Here is a 20,613-nt window from a genome sequence, read left to right on the forward strand (position 1 = left end):
GTTCTTGGTTCTCGCTGTGTTCTTTGTTCCGTTGTTCGGTTCCTGGCTCTTGGTTCTCCTACCGTCCCTGCGGCACCGCACGCTGCACAAAATCTGCGAGATCGGCCTTGAGCTGCACCAGCGACGGGCGATGGATATACATCATGTGGCCGGCCTCATAGAAGGCCATCGAGATATTGTCTTGCAGGCTGCGATCGATGCCGAGGTGATTGAATGTATAGACCGTGGCAAAGTAGGGCGTTGCGAAATCATAGTAGCCGTTCGCCACAAAAATTTTCAGCCAGGGGTTGTTGGTCATGGCCCGGCGTAGCGTCTCCACGACCTCGACGTACTTACCCTCGAAATCGCCGAAGCTCCACGGACGGACGCGCCAGCTCAACACCTCGTAGGGCAGATCGCTCTCGAACTGGAGATCGCTGCGGATGTAGGCGTTGAATGTCGCGGCGAATGGCCCTAGAATCACCGCGTAGCTTGGATCGTGCTCGTTGTGCTCGCCCACGGCATCGCGATCGTAGCCCAGGAAGCGGCTATCGAGCCGACCCACCGTGCGGCGCTGGTCGCGCAGCAACTCCTTGACGAAGCGATCGTCGTTGATGCGCAGATCGGAGCGATCGATGTAGTCGGGCGAGAGGCCGGTGTAGCGCGCCAATCGCTCCACGATCGCGACCCGCTCATCCTCCGGCAGCGTCGCGCCCTTGAGCAGCGCCAGCGCGTACTCGCCCATGGCAAACGCCTCGACCTCCTCGACCAGCGAGCGGAGATCGCGCTGCTGGAGATCGCCGGGCAGCCGCTTGTGGTACCAGGCCGTCGCGGTGTATGAGGGCAGGAACATGATGTACGGCAGATCGTTGCCCGGATCGAACTGGCCGGTGATGAAATGCAGGATCGCCGAGACGAGCATGATCCCGTTAAGATACATGCCATGGCGCTCCTGCAAGTAGCCCGATAGACCGGCGGCGCGGGTGGTGCCGTAGCTCTCGCCGATCAAGAACTTGGGCGAGGTCCAGCGCCCGTAGCGCGTGACGTAGAGCCGGATGAAATCGCCAACCGACTCAATATCTTTCTTGAAGCCGTGGAACGTCTTGGCCTTTTCGCCGGGCACGACGCGGCTATAGCCCGTGCTGACCGGATCGATAAACACCAGATCGGTTATGTCGAGCAGTGAGTACTCGTTTTCGATCAGGCGGTAGGGGGGCTGGGGCAGATTGCCGATCTCATCCATCAGGATGCGGCGCGGGCCGAGGACGCCCAGATGCAGCCAGACCGACGACGAGCCAGGCCCGCCGTTGAACGAGAAGGTGATCGGGCGGCTGCCGGGATCGTGCACGTCGTCGCGGGTGTAGGCGATGAAAAACACCGAAGCCTTGGGCCGCTCGCCCTCGGACTCGCCCTCTTTATCGCCCTGTTTCTCGGCCTCCTCCTTCAGCACGATCGTACCGGCGGTCACGGTGTAGCGGATCAACTGCCCGTCGATCGTCACCGTGTGATGGGTGATCGACAGCGCATCCTTGACTTCCGGCGGCGCGCCGGTCTGGTTCTTCTCCTGCGTATCGTTGGTTCCAGCCATGAGATGTGCTTCGCTCCTACTTGTACGAGTCGCACGATTATACGCTCATTCGCAAGCAGAAGCCACATGACTGGAATATCGAGCGCGAGCCGATCCCCCACATCAGCTAGCGCGCAGCAGATCGCGCTCGGATGAGAGCACCGAGACAGCGGAAGAGTCACCTCCTGCTGCGCGCCGTTGCGTAACATCAAGATCGGTAGCGTATGACCGGTAAATTCGGACGAGATGAGCAACGTGATAGGCGGATACCGGAGCACCTGTCGTTTAAGACAGTCTTCTACTGTCGCCTACGACAGTAGAAGACTGTCGCAGATGTGCTTGTTTGTAGTTCCGTGGAGTGTTACATTCATTACAACCGATGTGTACCTTTGTGGCATAAACTCCACTCGCGATTGATATACTTCTGTGAAGCTCATGTGGTTGCCATTACTACGTTTCTGATTGCAAATGACTCAGCCTCGTATCGCGAGATACTGCGCCAGTTGGTCCTGAATCAGCCGGGCTGATATGACGTAGGCGAGGCAAGCGATGGCATAGCAGATCTGCACCTGGCGCTTCGATACCAGCCGGATAGCGTGTTTATAGATGTCGTCATGCCGGTGATGAACGGTATCGAAGCCACACTGCGCATTAAACGGACCATACCACAAACGCACATGATTGTCTTCGTCGGGTATGACGACGAGTTTCTCTCTGAGAGCCAGTCTGTCGGTGCCAGCTACTATCTGCGGAAGGAGGATCTAGATGCGGAGAAGCTGAAACAATTGATTAAAGCCCTCTTCCGATAGCCGGGCTTTTTTCTCAGATACCAAGTTACGGACCGGGATTCTTAGCTTCACCTCCTCCCCCGGTACGTCGTGGCATCTCACGCAACCTGTTGACCAGCCTGTGTGCATGATGTACGTGTCGTTCCTCGCAGCTTCGGAGGTACTAGCATGAACCTTGCCAGATTCATCCACCGTCTCGCCACGGATGCCACATTCGCCGCGCGGTTCCAAGAAGCGCCCGATCAGCTATTGAGCACAGAGCAGGTTGCCCTCGATGATGGAGCCAGGAGCGCGCTGCTGACGGTTTGCCGCGACCATGTCCAGTCAACATCTTTATGTAATCCAGCGCAGACCCCACCCCCTTTTGCCTGGGCACCCGCAAAAGGCTCCTATAACCACCCCATGCAGGCACTCTGGGATTCGACGACGTTCGAGGACGATTATTTGCGTGCCATGCAGGCGGGGCTGGAGCGCGATCCCGGCACCGCAGCAGCTACCGGCGCTCGCTCGGCGCTGATGGAGCTTCCCAGTCTGTGCTGTGAGGCTGCCGGAGGGCTACGGCAGCGTGCGCAGCCGGTGACGACAGCCTGGAACTTACTCTATTTTGCCCTGCATATGCTCGATACGCTCGAAGACGGCGATCGTCCCGATGCATCCTGGTTTCATTGGGGTATCGGCGCGGCGATTAACATCACCACCGGGCTGCTCGCCACCAGCAGCCGCGCCCTTGATCGTCTGGAGCAGACCGGCGTGAGCGCCAGCGTTGCCCAGGCCATCAGGCATGATTTTAATAGAACGCTGTTTACGATGTGTGTGGGCCAGCATCACGATCTCACGCTCCAGGAGCCGAGCCTTGAGCAATGCTGGCAGATAGCCGAGGCCAAGTCTGGAGCATTTTTTGCGCTGCCGTGTCGCGCAGGCGCGCGGCTTGCGGGCGCTAATGCGCAAACCGTCAGGCTGTTCGGAAATGTTGGGCTGCATCTTGGAATGCTGATCCAGATCGGCGACGATCTCAGCGGCTTGTGGTCCACCGATGAGGCTGCGAGCGACCTTGTATCGGGGCGGCAATCGATGCTTCCCATCGTCTATGCGCTGCACACGGCGTCTGCCGACGATTGCCAGCTCCTGCGCTCCTGTCTGCAACAGGCGGTTGGCAATCCTGAGGCCGAGGCCACGGCGCGGCAGTTGATCATTAACAGCGGTGCGGTGCTCTACCTGATGACCGAGGCGCAGCGCCATGCAGAGCAGGCCCAGCGCCTCCTGGCGAGCATGTCGCTCCCCTCCGCCCCCCGTAAAGCTTTGCAGGCACTTCTGGATCGCTCGAATCCTGCCCGTCATAAGAGCTACCCTCACCAGGAGCCAACACGTGTGACCGGGCCGGCGTCTATGATCAGGACCGTCTAGCTCTGCTCGCCGGACGCCGCTCCTCACGACGAGCCGCAGCCGGGAGCTGCTAGAGGCTGTGGATTGGTCGGTGTGGAGCGGTTGACCGTGCGGTTCTGTGAGATCCTACTCCCCGCGAGCCTTACCGATCGGCTGGATCGGGAGTATTCGCCTGTGCTGCGTGCTCCCGATCCGCCTTCGCCGCTGGAGCCGACTCATTAGAGCTCAACGCTCGATTGCACGGGATGCAACGAGCAAGGTAATCACCGGCAGGCTCGCCCGTTATTAAGTTATGTCAATAGTCGCTAGCACTCCTCCGAGCCGTTCGTGTGCAGCCCGTTTGCTCTATCAGGCGATGGTTGTCATACGCTTCCGTACGCCAAGGTATTGAAGCTCAGCGAAGAGCGCGACGACCGCAGCCTGGACGATCACGAAACTGTAGCCCAGCAGATTGGGATCGACCCAACCGCTGAGCAGCAGCACGATGCTATCCGTCGCCCAGAGCGCATTCATCACGATCACCGCCCACACGGCAGTTCGATTGAGCTGTTCTCGCGTAGCAATGTAGCCCACCAGGGCGCTGTACGGAATCAGGATCAGTCCGGCGTAGCGCAGGAGCGACTCGGGCAGATCGAGGAAGCTCGTGAGGAAGCTACTACCGAGCACCATCAATAGCCCGGTTGCTGCGCTGATCAGCGCATCGGCGAGAAGCGCTCGTCGGAGCGAGGGCGAAAAACGAGACGACAGCATAGTCCATTCCTCCTGCATGTGTGCCGGCGCTGCGCCTGGTGTTTAATCGAAGCAGCCGGTGATCGATCCCCGGCGACAACACCAACATTGCTATCGTTCCAGATGGCGACATATCGGTTGATGGGATACGTTGATGCGTGTCGACCGCGATACGCCCTGCGGCTGCTTCTTGTGATGACCAGCTGGCTTAACCCGGCGTTTGACCTATCAGCACGATACATCCCGCACGGTTGGAGATCAATTACCTCGGAGGTAATGGAAGGATCGCGGGGACTGTGGTATCGTTGAGCCTTGATGAGCTATGTACAACCACAACCAGTCGGGGATCTGCTGCGCGAGTGGCGGCAACGTCGGCGTATGAGTCAGCTTGATCTCGCATGTGAGGCCGATATCTCGACCAAGCATCTGAGCTTTCTCGAAACAGGCCGGTCACGTCCAAGCCGTGAGATGCTGCTCCACCTCGCCGAGCGGCTCGACATCCCCTTGCGCGAGCGCAACATGCTCTTGATCGCCGCAGGCTACGCCCCAGCCTTTCCAGCGCGGTCGCTTGACGACCCGGAGCTTCAGGGCGCGCGCAACGCTATCGATCTGGTGCTGGCAGGCCACGAGCCCTACCCGGCCCTCGCCATCGACCGGCACTGGAATCTGGTTGCGTCCAATCGGGCGGTCGCCCCATTGCTGGTCGGTATCGCCGCGAACTTGCTGCAACCGCCGACGAATGTGCTCCGTTTGAGCCTACACCCTGACGGTCTTGCGCCCAGGATCGCCAACTATGGCGCGTGGCGCGCTCATTTACTGGCGCGATTGCGCCGTCAGATCGATCTCAGCGCCGACCCCGTCCTGATCGACCTGCTCGGTGAGCTGAGTAGCTATCCCGCGAGCACAGCGCGATCCGGCCCACCTGCCGCCAATTACGCCACGAGCGTTGCCGTGGCGTTTCAGCTCATCACCGATGATGGTGTGCTTACCTTCTTGAGCACAACCATGATTTTTGGAACGCCCGTCGATATTACGCTGGCCGAGCTGGCGCTTGAGTCATTCTTTCCTGCCGATGCTGCTACTGCGGAGGCGATGCGGCGCTTGGTCGGCGGGCACCATTCGGCACGCCCGCAGATGGAGACACGCTCCGGGATATGACGATGCTGTTCATCTCAGATACCGAAGACACCCCGTACTTCCCCCGCTAAAACATCTGTTCCAACCTGGCTGTTCCAGCAGGCGCCGGTGCATTTGTGATCGCGCTGGTGAGTTGATTATGTCGAGCACAAGCGCAGGCCACGCACATCGACAGGCGCCTCTACGGCAGGTCCACGCGCTGCACCCACTTCGTCCCCAGCCGATCAGCAGTGCGGCTACCGGCGCTCGCAGCGATGGAAAGCAAGGTTTTCCCGTAGAAAAGATGTTTTCATCCAACCGATCATCTTATTCGCTTAGAAGACTATGTACCCCGGCAGTTGTTGGCGCCAGATGGTACACTATCCGTTATGGTCGGATCTTATGCGCGGACAGAGGCGCTGAGAGCCGACGGTATGAGCGCGCCGGATGACACCCCCCATACACTAACAGACCAACATATCTGGAGGATCAATCGATGGAGCAGCATAGGCCACCGCGACAAACACCAGCCGCACCGGATGTGCGGGCCGCCCACCCGCTCGCGCGCTGGGCCTGGATGAGCGCGGGCTTCCTCTTGGTTGGCGTGGGTGGTCTTGGGATCATCTTACCGGTCCTGCCTACGACCGTCTTTTTCATCGGAGCCGCCGCCTGCTTTGCGCGATCCAGCCCACGCTTCGAGCGCTGGGTGCTTAACCTGCCGCGCATTGGTCCGCTGGTGCGCGACTACCGGGCCGGGCTAGGAATGCCTCGCCGCGCAAAGCGTATTGCTGCCACTACGATCGTCGTTGTGATTATGCTGAGCAGCGTCTTCATTCCATCGTGGACGGGTCGTGTCGCCGCCTATGGCATTGCGCTGATCGGTATATGGTATATCATGCAGCGTGTCCCGACGCGGGAGCGTGTGCTGATCGAGCGCGAGCAGCAGGCGGCTGGAACGCGCCCGCAGGCCTGAGCGGAGCGCCATGATCGATAGGAATAGAGTCCTACCGCTCGCATAAAAGCTCTGAAGACCTAAGCCACCTGTCGATCATGCCCGTACCCGACTCGCGAACATGGCTGCTTTGCTGCACAGTGCTGCATATCTCGATGCGCGAGGAAGTTCTCTTGAGCAGATGTAAACGCTAGAGAACCCCAGGAATCTGGCACCACCATTCACAGAAGACAACCGAGATCCACGGATCAGCCCATGACTGAGCTATCCTGACCGGAAGGCACAGTCACGCTGTTGCTTGAAGCGGATGTCACAGCAGATCTGCCTGTAGAGCGAAAGAAGATAGAGGGATGAGTCTCATCCCCAAAAAGTGTTACATTGAACCTGGCTTCAGTACACGCTCCGGCGAGGAGCAGGAGCATCAATTGAGCGGCACGTTGGAGGATGAGTCTCATCCCCTGCCTGCAAGTGATGGCTGGTCAGGAGGGATGAGACTCATCCCGGCCTTAACGGAGAGCCGCCACCATCGCAGATCGGATACAATGTGAGCACCGAGCGATGATCAATAGGGATGAGACTCATCCCTCATGAATACGATCATCAAGTGATTCAGGATAAAATGTAACTATTACGTGCCGATGGGTGGGGGATGAGTCTCATCCTCTTGTCCAGACAGGGAGCATGCCGAGAAAGGACGTGGAATACATGCAGGTGATTGCCATCGCAAACGAAAAAGGTGGAACAGGCAAAACGACGACAGCCGTCAATGTCTCCGCCGCGTTGGGTCTGGCAGGCTATCAGGTGGTCGTGATCGACCTGGATAGCCAGGCTCATGCGACGGAATGGCTGGGGCTGAGCAAATCCGGTATCACCCCTGAGCAATCGAGCTACGGCGTGCTCACCGGCGCGACTGAGATTGTGGACGCGCTGCATCCAACCACCGAGCAGCAGGTGCGGGTGTGTCCCGGCCATGCCATGCTGGTGAAAGCGCCGATGGAGCTCAGTACAAACGTCGATGGCCTCTTCGTGCTGCGGGATGCTTTGCATCAGGCCGCAGAGTCAAGCGAGCAGATCGACTACGTTGTGATCGATTGTCCGGGCGCGATTGGGCCGCTGGTCTATAACGCGCTGATTGCCGCTCATCTGGTGATCGCCCCGGTTCTCTCGGAACTCCTGAGCATCGAGGGGCTTGGCGAGCTCACCGAGACGGTGCGACGTGTCAAAGCGCGGCACTCGCCGCAGTTGCCGCCGCCGGTGATCCTGATCAATAACTATGAGGGGCGATCGACGACTGATCGCCAGATCCAGAGCGGGCTTCGCGAGCAGTTCGGGCGCTCGGTCTTCAACACCTGCATCGGACGCGACGCGCCGCTCCGCGAGGCGTTCGGCTCGCAGGAGAGTATTTTCCGCTACCGCCGGAGCGCACGGTCAGCAACGGCGTTCCGCGACCTTGCGGCTGAAATTGTGGAGCGACTCAATGGCTAGAGATAAAAAGCCCGTTGACATCAACAAGTTTTTTAAGAGTTCGGCGCTGGACTTTCTAGCGGGCGCTACTGCCGACGAGCTGGTCGAGCGGGCGACGGCGCAAGGGCTGCCGATGCTGCATCTGGACCCTGCTGCAATCGCACCTGATCCTGAGCAATTGCGGCACCTGACACACCCTCACATGCTGCTGGCTGAGGCAGAGCAGGGTGACTCCGTCGCCACTGCGCTGGTTGCGGAGCTGCGCGCGCTCGGCGCATCGATCCGTGAGCACGGACAAATCCAGCCAGTGATCGTCTATCCCGATCAAGATGAGGCCAACCCGACGATCACCCATCGGCTGCTGCATGGTCAGCGGCGCTGGAGCGCGGCGATCCTTGAAAGTCTGTCGACGCTCTGGGCCGTCGAGGTGCCAAAGCCTTCCCGCATCGATCGTGCCCTGCGGCAGTACGAGGAAAATGAGCGGCGCGAGGGCTTTACCGACATGGAGCGAGCCTGGGCGCTGATCACGTTGAAGGAGGCGCTGGAGGCGGAGAGCGGAGAGCGAGTTCCCTGGGAGATCGTCGGGCAGCGTATGCGGCTGTCGGAACCTCGACGCAAGGAATTGCTGCGTTTAGCGCGCCGTTTTTCAGTGGATGCTCAGCAAATCATTCAGCGCTATGGCTGGTCGGAGTGGATGCTCCGTCCGATCCACCAGGCGATCGAGGACGGCTTGCTGCCACCCGAAGATGCTACCGATATGCTCCGCGTGCTGGCCGAGTCGCAGGAGGTAAACCTGGCGGTGGTTACAGCGCTCGTGACAGCCTACCGGCGACAGCAGCCGTCGCGGGATCTCGGAGCGCCGGACGAGCAGCGCACAGAAGCGCCTCCGTCAGTCCTGCCCTATGTCGGACGGCACTTCGACAGAATCGGACGGAGCCTTGAGCTTGTGCGCACGCAGCTTCCCACAGCCGACGAGCCGACTCGACAGGCCGTGCGCGAACGGGCTGAGCAGCTTCGCGCACAGATCGACACGCTGCTGAGCGAGCTATAGGCCCATGCTGCTCAACGACAGATCTATCGAACATATTGACATAATAAATAATTGCTCATCAGATCTCGGCGTCGAGCGTATCGACAAAAAAGGCTACCTGCTGCCACAGCTCTACATTGTCGATCAGCCGCGTCAGCAGCGCCGCAAGCGCCGGATCATCAACCAGCAGGGCGGCGGGATGGACGCCTAGCGCGGCGGCAACAGCGGCGAGACGCTCAATCGTCAGCGCGCGGCGTCCGTACTCATAGTGCGCCAGCGTATCACGGGGCCAGCCCAGGCGCTCAGCCAGAGCGGCCTGGGAGAGACGACGGGCCTGACGCACAGCCGCAATGCGCCGCCCGACCACACGAGTCGCCGCGTGAGCATCGTGGATCATGCAAGCTCCTCAGGTGTGCGCTCCGGTAGCGGCTGGCCGGTAAGCTTCTGGTAGGCCCGATCGATGTAGCTGATACAGTCCTGGTACTGGCTTGCCGGAATGTGCTCATACTTGGCAACCCGATAGCGGGTCTTTAATGCGGCCCAGCATCCGGCAAACGCGCCTGCCGTCGAAAGATGCTCGTGATCGATGCGCGCCTGTGCCCAAAGCTGCACAAGCTGGTACACATGGCCGCGCTGCGTCGTCGATAAGGTGGCGGTCGTGCCAAGCTGTTCTTCCAGCCGCCGTAGACGCTGCTCGTGATCGCGCCACACCTGGCGGGCCTTGTCCTGGCTCTCCTCTAGCGCCTGCTGCCGGGCCGCAATCCCCTGGATCGCTTCATCGTACTGCTGGAGATCGGCCAGATCTTCGATGTTGCTGCTGGGACCAGGCGGCAGACCGGCGGCATTCGTGATCGCGTCATAGACCTGGCGGATGCTGAAAAGCCGAAGGTAGCGTAGCCGCTCGCGGACAACAGTTGATGCGCGCGACCGGTTGACGCTGCTGATCCAGGCCGGGACGAATTCGAGGATCAGGAAATCCTGCTCCTGAAGCCCACCCGCCGTCGGCACGCGCAGCCGATGCATACCATCGCGGAGATCCTCGTCGGCGCGCAGCCGCCGGAGCTGCGACGAAAGATTGAGGCCGGTCGCGGTACACAGATCGCGGATCGAGAGGACGATCGTCCCATCGGCGAGCCTGGCGGCGAGGACCGGCTGCTCGAAGAAGGTGACAGCTAAGATCTCGGTTGGTTCGCTCATAGGCGTATGATTCTTTCTCCCCTACGTGGTGACATCGGTACCGGATCTGGCAGCCGCATCACCAGCCCCCGATTCAGCCCTTCATTATAAGCTGTGTCCATTGTGGACACAAGGTGTTGCCTTACGACGACTCCTTCGTAGGGTTATCGATCGCGTGTCGACACGGAAGCCTGCTTAATCCAGCCTATTGTGTCCACAATGGACACAAGGTGTTGCCTCACGACGACTCCTTTGCTCGACCGAATCAACGAGCAGATCGCAGCCTGGACCTCGCCAGCACCGCTAACATGCACTGATCACCACCTCGATCTGCACTGGCTGCCCTACAACGGCCTGCAAGGCAGCGGCAAGCAGCGGGGCATACGTGACCGCAACACGTTCACGAGCAAAGACATGCGGAGTCGCGATTACAGCCGTGTTGCCAGCAAGCTCGGCCAGCGCGGTCGGACGCAGCCATGTCTCGAAATCAACCGGCGAAACCTGTGGCTGAAGCGCATCCAGCACCGCCGACCAGATGCGGAGCAGATCGTCGGCTGTCGATGCGCCCACGGCTTCCAGCGAAGGCCCGGCAGACGCCTGCTGCGGCGCAGTGCCATTTAGCATGCCCGCCTTCGATGCCTGCTCACAGTCAGGGCAACCTGTGCCACGGATGCGCCCATGCGCGCAGTGATAGCGCGCATACTCTCCGTGAGCAGCATGAAGCTTATCAGACGCGGCTTGCATCCGATCTACCAGCTTTTGGCCGAAGCCCAGCCGCAATAACGAGACGGCAAACGCGGCGGGATCGACGATATTGCGCTGACGACGGGCAAAGCGGAGGCAGGCTTCCACCTGTGGCAGCGGCGTGTGCTTCAATTCGTCAAGCACCAGTGGCGACAGAATGCCCGCCTGCGCTAATGTTCGGCTGGTTTCGGTTGCATCGGCTGCCGGTGCGTTGCTTGCAGTATCCCGACCACCACCAGAGAATCTGTTTTGGCTTTTAATGGTTTGCCGGATCAGCTTTGATCGATCGGCAGGTGCAGCATTGATCTCCTGCTCAGGCACAAAAAAAAGCGGGCTGGCTTGCCCCTCGACCTCCACGGGTAGATCCGCCGCGCGATGACCCTCCTGCTCTGCGTGGATGGTCTGGATCTCAGCGGCAGCAGGCGGCACAGACGACCACGGCTCCGCGTCGTGCATCGGCGGCGCATCCGACACGGCGTGCTGTGCGGCGTCGTACTGCTGAAGTGGCAAAACATAGGTGTACGAGGTAAGCCCGCCGGGGCGCTGCTTGCGCTCGATCAGATCGGCGCGCTCCAGAACGTCCAGACGGCGCTTGATCGTGCCGATGCTGGTTTGGAGTCGCTCGGCGAGGTAGTCAAGACCCGGCCAGCAGTAGGTTCGTTCTTTACATAATCGAGTAAGCAGCCGGAAGAGCATATAGGCATCGGCGCAGATCCGATGCTGCCAGTAGGCTTCCTCGGCGATGTCAAAGGCGTAGCTCCGCCGCGCGGCGTACGCCTCGATCGTCGGCGGGCGGGTGGCTGTGCGATCCGCCTGGTGCGGTCGGCTGTGCGATCTCGCTGGACGTGGACGGAATGCGTACACGCCTGATTTTTGGGCAAACATATCCCCTCCTGCCCTCTTGACAAGGAGGAATCTGGCTGCTAAGCTCATAACAAGGACACAGCAGACTCTCCCTCGTCTGGGAGGGCAAATCACAAGTGGGTGAGACGGCTCCGCGGTGGTAAACGTTGGGGGCCGTCCCTACGTTTAAAGCACGCACACATCCTGGGCCGAATCAAGGAGCCTGTGCGGAAACCAGCCGATTCGGCATGAGCAAAGAAAATGATTTAGGGGCTATTCCCGAAGCCCCGGACTGTCGGCCCACCGGGCACGTGCGCTCGTATTGCTCTGCGCTGTCGTCAGCGCTCATATCGCTATCGAGTGATCCACCTTTCCCCACGCCAGGTACGCGGCCTCCTGCGGCCTCGCTGCCTCTGCCGGGGTTCTGCTTACAGCATAGAAAATTAGCCCGCAATCGGCAAGAGGTTATGCGCAGACTTTCTCCGCAATTTTCCGCATCTAAGCGCGATTTCCCGCACTTGCGCGCAAACGGCGTTGCGGGGGTCTGCCACACGGACTCATTCGGGGGTCCATCACACCGGCGATTGCCCGCAAAAGCCCGCAAGATCAACATGCGGGCAACTGCATACAAGCCGGAGCAGCGCCGCGATTGCTACACCGGCTCGTTTCCCGCAAAAGCCCGCAAGATCAACATGCGGGCAATGCCAGCAGAGCGCGGCTGGCTCGGCTACCAGAGGGGCATGATATAATGGCGGCATGAGAGAGGTTGTCTATGGCGCTGCTCGTTCCTGAAATCACTGATGGCCGGATCGATGGCTTTGCCGTTCCGCATGCCGCACTCGATGCGCTCAACATGCACAAGATCCAGGAGCATATCGAGAACGCGCTTGAGGCTGGTCGGCTGGACCAGGCACCCCGGAAGCCGCTTGATTTTCTGTACCGCTATCGCTGCGTGGTCGATCATCATGGGACGCCCGTAGCGACGATGGCCGGTATTCTGATGTTCGCGCACCAGCCCCAGTTCTTCTTTCCACACGCCGATGTGGGCCTGGGGCACTTTCCCAGCTCGGTTCCCGACACCGAAGACGTGATCCACCTGAAGCGCCACGGCGGGACGCTGCCGGAGCAGATCGACTTCGTCGAAGGGTATCTCTGGTCGAACACGCGGCGCGGCTTTACCGTCGAAGACGGCGCGCGGCGGGTGGAGAAGCCGGAGTATCCGCGCAAGGTGATTCGTGAGCTGACGGTCAATGCTATCGCCCATCGGGATTACAACTCGACGGGCAAGCATACGCGGGTTTCGATGTTTACCGACCGCATCGAGTGGGTTTCGCCCGGCGGGCTGCCGGGCGGCATTACCGTCGAGAATATTTTGCAGGAGCAGTTCGCGCGCAATCCGACGATCGCCGAGCTGCTGCATCAGGCGGGCTACATCGAGCGCTTTGGGATCGGCCTCGACACCGTGATGCGCGAGCTGCGCAAAGCCGGATTGCCCGATCTGGGCATGCGCGATACCGGCGTATCATTCACGGTCATGGTCTACGGCCACGACGCGCCCTCGATCCGCGCGCAGACGCCGTTCCGGCTCAAGCTGCTGGAGTACGCCCGGCAGCAGGGCCAGATCACGATGGAGGATGCGCGTCGGCTGAACGAGGAGCTTCAGGCTTTCCGCTCCGATCGCTCGCTGCTGAACGACCTCAAAGGATTGGTCGAGGCTGGCTTTCTTCAGCGCGTCGGTCGATCGCGCGACACCGCCTATCTGCCGGTGGCGATCGATACCGCCATCGACCGCCGGTGATCGCCGAGCGCTCGCGCTGCGGCAGGTGCTCCGTCGACACGTCTCGACACGCGCTAGCCTGCGGCAAGCGCCGTCTGCTCGCGCTCGCGACCGCCGATGATCACATACGTGTCGGCCTCGGCCTCGCCGCAGGCTGCCAGCACGATCGCCTGGAGCGGCGCGCGAGCCTTGAGCAAGATCTCGTCAAACTCGGCCTCGGCGTCAGAGAGCGCGACGATAGCCCCGCCGACGCCAATGCTCGTCGAGGTAGGCGTCATGACGATTGTGCGAATCACAATGCTCAGATCGGACGTGCTGTTCAGGCCCAGAAAGCCGAGCGCGCCGGAGTAGACGCCCCTGGCCTCCGGCTCCAGATCGTCGAGGAGCGCCATCGTCCGCACCTTCGGCGCGCCCGTCATCGAGCCGCCCGGAAACGCCTGGCGTATACAGTCGATCGGACTCAGATCCCGGCGCAGGTGGCCGCGAACCGTCGAGACAAGCTGGTGAACGGTCTGATAGCTCTCGACGTGCATCAGCTTGGGCACCGAGACGCTGCCGATCTCGCAGACAATACCCAGGTCGTTGCGCAGCAGATCGACGATCATCAGGTTTTCCGCCCGGCTCTTGGTATCGTTGCGCAGGCTATCGCTCAAGGCGGCGTCTTCGGCAAGCGTCTTGCCGCGCGGCAGGGTGCCTTTGATCGGCTTCGACTCAACGGAGCCATCGCGATCGATCCGCAGGAAGCGCTCCGGCGACGAGCTGATCACCGAGATCGTATCGAAGCGCAGAAGCGCGGAGTAGGGCGCGGGGTTGATCCGGCGCAGCGTGCGGTAGAGCGTCAGCGGCTCAGCGACCGCCGTGGTGTGAAGCTGGTTGGTGAGGCAAATTTCGTACGACTCGCCATTGCGGATATGCGCCTGGCACTGCCGGATGTCGTCGAGATAGACCTCGTAGGGCCTGCTCAAGGAGAAGGCGATCGGCTCCTGCTGATTGCCGTAGCGCAGCGGCGGCAGTGGCCTCAGTTGCCGCAGTTGTTGCTCGATGGTGTCGAACCAGCGCCGTGCCTCGGCGCTGTCATCCTTGCGCACCAGGCTGACGAGGTAGCAGCTCCGCTCCTGGTGATCGAAGGCGATCAGCCGGTCGCTGAGGATGAATGTCGCGTCCGGCAGCGGCGAAGGATGAGCGAGATTCCCTCCGCACTCGGCCTTCAGCTCGTAGCCGAAATAGCCGACAAAGCCGCAGTTGAAATCGAAGGGCAGATCGTCGGCACGACAGGCGAGCTGTCGCAGCTCGCGATCCAGGTAGTCGAAGATGCTCTCGTGCGATCGGCGCGTGCCTGCGGCGGTTGTCACCGTTAGCTCCTGGCTGCCGATGCGGTAGCTGACGAGGCGGCTGAGCGGCCCGTCGTTGGTGCCCATGAATGAGAAGCGCGAGAGGCCGGGCTCGGCGCGGCTGCTGTCAAGCCAGAAGGCGACCGGCTGGTCGGCCAGCAGGTTGACGAAGACGCGCTCCGGGTCGTGCCAGGTATCGAGCTTGCGCCAGCAGACCTCGACGTTGCGCTGCGCGGCGGCGCGCTGCTGGCCTTTGGGAATCGTCGAGAAGCCGCTCCACGACCTGCGGCCCGCGCGGTTCGTTCCGTGCTGCCGCGTGAGATCGCGAAAGTTCTGGAGCAACTGGTAGCCGTACTCGCTACAGATCGACTCAGGGTGGAATTGCACGCCCCACAGCGGCAGCGCCCGATGCTGGATGCCCATAACGATCCCGTCGGCGGTCCACGCGGTTTTCTCCAGCGAGGTCGGCAGGTCATCGGCGACGATCAAGGAGTGGTAGCGCACGACCGTGAATGGCTGCGGGATGCCCTTGAAGATCGGCGCGCCATTGTGATAGACCTCGCTCAGCCGACCATGCATCACCTCCGGCGCATGCGTGACAGTGCCGCCGTAGAGGTGTGCCAGCCCTTGATGTCCCAGACACACCCCTAGAGTAGGCACCCTCGCCGTTAGCAGCGCATCGCGGCAGATGCCGAAGTCGTGCTCGTGTTCTGGCCTTCCTGGTCCCGGCGAGATCACGATGTTGTCGAACTCCAAATCCTGAAGCTGTGACCAGCCGAGCTGATCGTTGCGCACCACCAGCGGCTCGTCACCGTTGACGTTGGCGATCAACTGGTACAGGTTGAACGTGAAAGAGTCGTAGTTGTCGATGATTAGGGTCTTCACCGTGCTTACCTCTCGTGCGCGTCCTGCCTCACACCCGGCTGCCTCCCAATGTGCCAGGCAAGTCGTTCTATCTAGCACTAGACATAATTCCTTCTGCGGGGCCTATCTTCAAACGCCCAGGACGAGCCAGAGCAGTATGATACTCGACATTCGCATACGCTGCCCAGGTTGCTCTACAATCGTAATGTCTTCTAAACCAATAGCCACAAGAAGGTGCAGCCGAGTTCGTTACGATATAAAGGAAGCTACTCCGCTGCATCGCAGGCAGCGGAATTGCCTGATACCTTTTGTGAGAGGAGGTCATCATGGACGACACACGCTGGCGGTTGGAAGAGATCCCGGAGGACAAGCCCAACCCTGCACGCATGTACGATTATTTCCTGGGCGGGCATCATAACTTTGCGGTCGATCGGGCGGCGGCAGATCGGGTTCGATCGGTCTATCCCGATGTGGTGCATGGCGCTCAGGCAAATCGCGCCTTCCTGCGGCGGGTGGTCCGTTTTATGGGCGAACAAGGGATCGATCAGTTTCTGGATCTTGGCTCCGGAATACCGACGGCGGGGAATGTGCATGAGGTCGCGCAGCGGGCTAATCCGGCAGCCAGGGTCGTGTACGTCGATGTGGAGCCAGTGGCGGTGATCCACAGCGCCGCGATCTTACGAGGAAATGAGCGCGCGACGATCGTCGAGGCGGATGCGCGACAGCCGGAGGAGATCCTCAAGCATCCTGAGGTTCAGCGGCTGCTGGACTTCAGCAAGCCGATTGGCGTGCTGATGCTGGCGCTCCTGCACTTTGTCACCGACGACCAGGCGGCGCAGGCCCTGGTGCGGCGCTATCGCGAGGCGCTGGTGCCCGGCAGCTTTATCGCGATTACCCATGCCAGCCTGGAACGAGTGCCCGCCGAGATTGTCACCCAGTTCGAGCGCGTCTACAGCCAGACGACCACGCCGATCAAAACCCGTGGTCGCGCTCAGGTCGAGCCGCTGTTCAAGGGCCTGGATCTGGTCGATCCCGGCGTTATCTATGTCCCGCTGTGGCGTCCAGAGGGGCCGGATGATGTGTTTTTGGATCAGCCGGAGCGCTCGATTAATCTCGGCGGTGTCGGACGAGTGCGGTAGGGGACGAAAGAACAAAGAACGAGCGCCAGGCGGGTGCCAGACCCAAAGGGTACCCCGGCATGGGCACCCGGTACACCAAGAACAAGGGGGCCGTCAGGTCGGGGCGGGTAGCCCCACTATGTCCTCCCCCTCTTCTGCCGCAGTGGGAGAGGAGGCCGGGGATCGAAACCGGGGAGGCATCTCGTGCCTCCCCGGTTTCTGCTCGCTCAAGGCGCAACGGCGCGCCCATCCGATCCGAAGCCGTCAGTCTTTTTGCACGGCAAGGCAATGATCGATGATCGCCTGCAACGTGTGCATAAAGCTGTCGGCAAGGCACTCAATCGTCGCGGGCTGGTGGCGATTGGTGCTATAGACCCATGTCACCTGCAACTGTCCAGCGATCATCACAGCATTGATCTCGATCAGATAGCGCCGCGCGCTCTCAGGGCTGCGGGTAGGGCCGATCGACTCGTCTGTCAGGCCGCGAATCAGCGATCCGCCGAGCACCTGATCGATCTGGCCCAGGTAGTTGAAGTTGATTTCAGCCTGCGGCAGCGCCCGCATATGCTCGACGATCTCCGGCACATCGCTGAGGTAGCGCAGCACGCCGTAGCCGAAGCCTGCGTGCGGAATCCGCTGTAATTGGGCTTTGACGGCCTGCAATCCGCGCTCGATGTCGGCTGGGGAATCCATGCTGAGCAGGACGGGCACGACAGCAGTAAACCAGCCAACCGTGCGCGACAGATTGAGCTGCTCGAAGCGATCGGCGCGGCCATGCCGATCGAGATCGACCAGCACTGCGGAATCGCCAATCCATGGAGCCAGCGTCAGCAGCATGGCCGTCAATAACACATCGTCGATCCGCGTCTGATGGGCCTGATGGACCTCGTGCAGTAGCGCCTGGGTCCGTGCGGCGCTCAGTCGCCGCGTAGCCAGCGCCGCCGACGCCTCGCTATTGCTCCCATGCGGATCGTCGCATGGCACGCGAGCAGCCTCGGTCGGCAGCGCTTCCCGCCAGTAGTCCCACTCGGCAAGCAACTCCTGCGTTCTGGCATAGTCCCGCAGGTGCGCGGCCCACTGCTGGTACGATGTGGTCTTGGGCGGCAACTGGGCGGTCGTGCCGCGACTCAACTGCTCATAGGCGGTCTGAAGATCTTCAAGCAAGATGCGCCAGGAGACAGCATCGATCACCAGATGATGCGCGACGATCAGCAGGCGACCCGATCGATCCGGTCCCCGGTTGAAATAGACCGCCTGCGCGATCGGGCCGGTTGTCATGTCGAGGCTGCTCTGGATCTCGGTGGCCTGGGCTTCGATCGCCGCCGCCTGCTCCGGCGCTGACAGCCCCGACAGATCAAGCGATTGGCACGGAACGACAGCCTCCGATCCCGCCGTCGTCTGCCGCCAGCCGTCGCGCTCACGGAAGAAGCGCAGCCGCAGCGCGTCGTGGTGCTGCGCTAGGTGATCGAGCGCCGCGTTCAATCGCTCGGCATCCAGCGCTGGAGGCACCTCAAGCAAGAGAGCGAGATTCCAATGGTGTGGCGCGGCCAAGGGCTGCTCGAAGAACCAGTGTTGAATCGGCGTCAGCGGCACGTCGCCAACCACCAATCCCTGCTCGATCGTCGGCTGACTGGCGGATGCAGCGGCGGCTAGCTCGGCGATCGTCTGGTGCTGGAAGATCTGCCGGGGTATAAGGTGCAAGCCCTGCTGCGCCGCCCGCGCGATGATCTGCATGCTCAGGATCGAATCGCCGCCGAGCGCGAAAAAGTTGTCATGAATGCCAACCTGCTCCAGTCCCAGCAGATCGGCCCAGATCCTGGCAAGCTGCCGCTCAGCCTCGGTACGTGGCAGCGCAAGCTGTTCGTTGACTGTGGCGCGCTCAGGCGCGGGCAATGCCTTGCGATCGATCTTGCCGTTGGGCGTGAGTGGTAGCTGATGCAGAAACACGAAAGCGGACGGCACCATATACTCTGGTAGGCGCGCTCCCAGGAACGCGCGCAAATCGGCAGAACTAGGAACGGCTGCCACGCGGATGCCAGGCGGGTGCCCAACAAACCAAGAACTGTCCTCCGCTTCCCCGTGGTTCTGCGTGCTGTGTGCCTGGCTCTCCGTTTGTTCCCTTGTGCGCCCAGAAGCCACCCGGTTGCCTTGTTCTGCTACCACATACGCCACCAGCCGTTTCTGCCCTGCCTGATCCTCACGGGCGAGCACCACGCTCTGCCGGATCTGTGGATGCGCCTGCAGCGCCGCCTCGATCTCGCCCAGCTCGATCCGGAAGCCGCGCAGCTTCACCTGCCCGTCGTTCCGTCCCAGGAACTCGAGCCTGCCGTCCGCCCGCCACCGTCCCACATCCCCCGTGCGATAGAGTCGCGCGCCGACCTCAGCAGCGAACGGATCGGGCACGAAGCGCGCGGCGGTCAGATCGGGCCGCTGGTGGTAGCCCCGCGCCACCTGCACGCCGCCGACATAGATCTCGCCCGCCACGCCGATGGGCGTCGGCTGCCCCTGCCGATCCAGCACATGCACCTGGACGTTGCCGATCGGACGACCGAGATCCGGCGCGCGCGCGGCCTGCTCCCGCGGCGGCACGACGCCCGCCGTGGCGACGACGGTGTTCTCGGTCGGGCCGTAGTGGTTGACCAGCGCAAAGGGCAGCCGCGCGGCGGGGTAGCCCCGAAGCTGATCGCCGCCGGTCAGCAGGGTCCGCAGCGGCGACGCAGACGGCCAGGGCAGCGCGATCACCTGCTCGGCCAGCGGCGTCGGCGCGAAGGCGATGGTGATCGCGCACGCGAGGAGCCAGTCACGCAGGCGGGGCGGCGACACGCGGGTATCGGGCGCGGGGAGGTAGAGAGCCGCACCGGCGGCGAGGGCGGGCCAGATCTCCCAAACGCTGGCATCGAAAGCCAGGCCGGCGAGGTGGGTGGTACGATCCCGGGGGGAGAGGGCCACGGCGCGCTGGTGCCAGGCGACGAGATTGAGCAGCGCGCGCTGGGGCACGGCGACGCCTTTGGGCTGCCCGGTGGAGCCGGAGGTGTAGATCAGATAGGCAAGCTGTTCGACGCAGACGACCTGCCCTGGATCGGTTTCCGGCTGGCGCATGATCGTCGGCCAGTCGGCGTCGAGGCACACGAGACGGGCGGCATCTGGCGGCAGCACGGCAGTGAGCGACGCTTGAGTCAACACGATCGGCGCGTGGCTGTCGTCGAGCATAAACCGCAGCCGGGATGGCGGCATGTCGGGATCGAGCGGCAGATAGGCCGCACCGGCCTTGAGAATGCCCAGCATGCCGACGATCAAATCCGCCGAGCGATGGAGGCAGACAGCGACACAGGTTTCTGGCCTGACGCCAAGGCTGCGCAGGTAGTACGCCACCTGATTCGCGCGCCGGTTCAATTCGGCATAGGTCAGCGTCTCCGACCCATCGACCACGGCGGTGGCTGCGGGATTGTTGACAGCCTGCTGCTCGACGAGCTGATGAACACCGCGATCGGTAGGATAGGGATCGGCGGTGGCGTTCCACGCGGCCAGCAATTCCTGCTCCGCTTTTGTCAGCAGCGGCAGCGTGGCGATCGGCTGGTCGGGATCGGCCACCACCGCCGTCAGCAGCCCCTCGAACTGGGCCAGCAGCCGCTTCATCGTCGCCCCCTCGAACAGATCCGTGTTGTACTCCAGCCAGCCCTTCAGCCCCCCCGCCACCTCCATCAGGTTCAGCACCAGATCCACCTGCGCCGCCCCGCTCGCCACCTCCTCCT

15 protein-coding genes and 1 pseudogene are annotated in these 20,613 nt (G+C 61.7%); 9 read left to right on the top strand and 7 right to left on the bottom strand.

Features of this window, described 5'->3' with window-relative positions; genetic code table 11:
- Window positions 1–58: 58 nt before the first annotated feature.
- Entirely contained in the window at window positions 59–1,567 is a 1,509-nt protein-coding gene (locus tag VFZ66_09395; GenBank protein ID HEX6289393.1) for a peptidase S10, read from the bottom strand.
- Window positions 1,568–2,085: 518 nt separating this feature from the next.
- Here VFZ66_09395 and VFZ66_09400 point away from each other — a divergent pair.
- Together VFZ66_09400 and VFZ66_09405 are read left to right on the top strand one after the other, a co-directional pair.
- Window positions 2,086–2,355, top strand: a pseudogene (locus VFZ66_09400) (response regulator).
- Between the two features lie 147 nt (window positions 2,356–2,502).
- The gene (locus tag VFZ66_09405) at window positions 2,503–3,738 is read left to right on the top strand and encodes a polyprenyl synthetase family protein (protein ID HEX6289394.1); all 1,236 of its coding nucleotides are present in this window, start codon (window positions 2,503–2,505) and stop codon (window positions 3,736–3,738) included.
- 327 nt (window positions 3,739–4,065) lie between these two features.
- Here VFZ66_09405 and VFZ66_09410 read toward each other — a convergent pair whose 3' ends face one another.
- Complete coding sequence (locus VFZ66_09410) at window positions 4,066–4,467, bottom strand: hypothetical protein (protein HEX6289395.1); 402 nt, start codon at window positions 4,465–4,467, stop codon at window positions 4,066–4,068.
- A 294-nt stretch (window positions 4,468–4,761) separates the two neighbouring features.
- Here VFZ66_09410 and VFZ66_09415 point away from each other — a divergent pair, with 294 nt between their 5' ends.
- The 4 genes from VFZ66_09415 (at window position 4,762) to VFZ66_09430 (ending at window position 9,029) form a co-directional block, all read left to right on the top strand.
- Window positions 4,762–5,604 (top strand): helix-turn-helix transcriptional regulator, encoded by an 843-nt coding sequence (locus VFZ66_09415; GenBank protein HEX6289396.1) that lies wholly within the window; start codon window positions 4,762–4,764, stop codon window positions 5,602–5,604.
- Between the two features lie 454 nt (window positions 5,605–6,058).
- The gene (locus tag VFZ66_09420) at window positions 6,059–6,535 is read left to right on the top strand and encodes a YbaN family protein (GenBank protein HEX6289397.1); all 477 of its coding nucleotides are present in this window, start codon (window positions 6,059–6,061) and stop codon (window positions 6,533–6,535) included.
- A gap of 684 nt (window positions 6,536–7,219) precedes the next feature.
- Entirely contained in the window at window positions 7,220–7,999 is a 780-nt protein-coding gene (locus tag VFZ66_09425) for a ParA family protein (protein ID HEX6289398.1), read from the top strand.
- Complete coding sequence (locus tag VFZ66_09430; protein HEX6289399.1) at window positions 7,992–9,029, top strand: ParB N-terminal domain-containing protein; 1,038 nt, start codon at window positions 7,992–7,994, stop codon at window positions 9,027–9,029. Before VFZ66_09425 ends, VFZ66_09430 begins: the two co-directional genes overlap by 8 nt.
- A gap of 58 nt (window positions 9,030–9,087) precedes the next feature.
- On the opposite strand, the gene VFZ66_09435 is transcribed toward VFZ66_09430, so the two are convergent.
- From VFZ66_09435 to VFZ66_09445, 3 genes are all read right to left on the bottom strand, one after another.
- Window positions 9,088–9,405, bottom strand: a complete 318-nt coding sequence (locus VFZ66_09435; GenBank protein ID HEX6289400.1) for a helix-turn-helix transcriptional regulator — start codon at window positions 9,403–9,405, stop codon at window positions 9,088–9,090.
- Window positions 9,402–10,205: a phage antirepressor N-terminal domain-containing protein gene (locus VFZ66_09440; protein ID HEX6289401.1), complete on the bottom strand. Its 804-nt coding sequence runs from the start codon at window positions 10,203–10,205 to the stop codon at window positions 9,402–9,404. Before VFZ66_09440 ends, VFZ66_09435 begins: the two co-directional genes overlap by 4 nt.
- 282 nt (window positions 10,206–10,487) lie before the next feature.
- On the bottom strand, window positions 10,488–11,813 hold the full coding sequence (locus VFZ66_09445) for a DnaA N-terminal domain-containing protein (GenBank protein HEX6289402.1): 1,326 nt from the start codon (window positions 11,811–11,813) through the stop codon (window positions 10,488–10,490).
- Window positions 11,814–12,382: 569 nt separating this feature from the next.
- On the opposite strand from VFZ66_09445, the gene VFZ66_09450 reads away from it, so the two are divergent.
- Both VFZ66_09450 and VFZ66_09455 read left to right on the top strand, forming a co-directional pair.
- Window positions 12,383–12,520 (top strand): hypothetical protein, encoded by a 138-nt coding sequence (locus VFZ66_09450; protein HEX6289403.1) that lies wholly within the window; start codon window positions 12,383–12,385, stop codon window positions 12,518–12,520.
- Between the two features lie 23 nt (window positions 12,521–12,543).
- Window positions 12,544–13,569: an ATP-binding protein gene (locus VFZ66_09455; GenBank protein ID HEX6289404.1), complete on the top strand. Its 1,026-nt coding sequence runs from the start codon at window positions 12,544–12,546 to the stop codon at window positions 13,567–13,569.
- A 53-nt stretch (window positions 13,570–13,622) separates the two neighbouring features.
- Here the strand turns inward: VFZ66_09455 and pabB are convergent, their stop codons facing one another.
- The gene (pabB, locus tag VFZ66_09460; protein HEX6289405.1) at window positions 13,623–15,764 is read right to left on the bottom strand and encodes an aminodeoxychorismate synthase component I; all 2,142 of its coding nucleotides are present in this window, start codon (window positions 15,762–15,764) and stop codon (window positions 13,623–13,625) included.
- Between the two features lie 305 nt (window positions 15,765–16,069).
- Here pabB and VFZ66_09465 point away from each other — a divergent pair, with 305 nt between their 5' ends.
- Window positions 16,070–16,882, top strand: a complete 813-nt coding sequence (locus VFZ66_09465) for an SAM-dependent methyltransferase (protein ID HEX6289406.1) — start codon at window positions 16,070–16,072, stop codon at window positions 16,880–16,882.
- A gap of 243 nt (window positions 16,883–17,125) precedes the next feature.
- Here the strand turns inward: VFZ66_09465 and VFZ66_09470 are convergent.
- On the bottom strand, window positions 17,126–20,613 hold a 3,488-nt coding region (locus VFZ66_09470), incomplete at its 5' end, for an amino acid adenylation domain-containing protein (GenBank protein HEX6289407.1).

This window comes from Herpetosiphonaceae bacterium (assembly GCA_036374795.1).
Lineage (GTDB): Bacteria > Chloroflexota > Chloroflexia > Chloroflexales > Kallotenuaceae > LB3-1.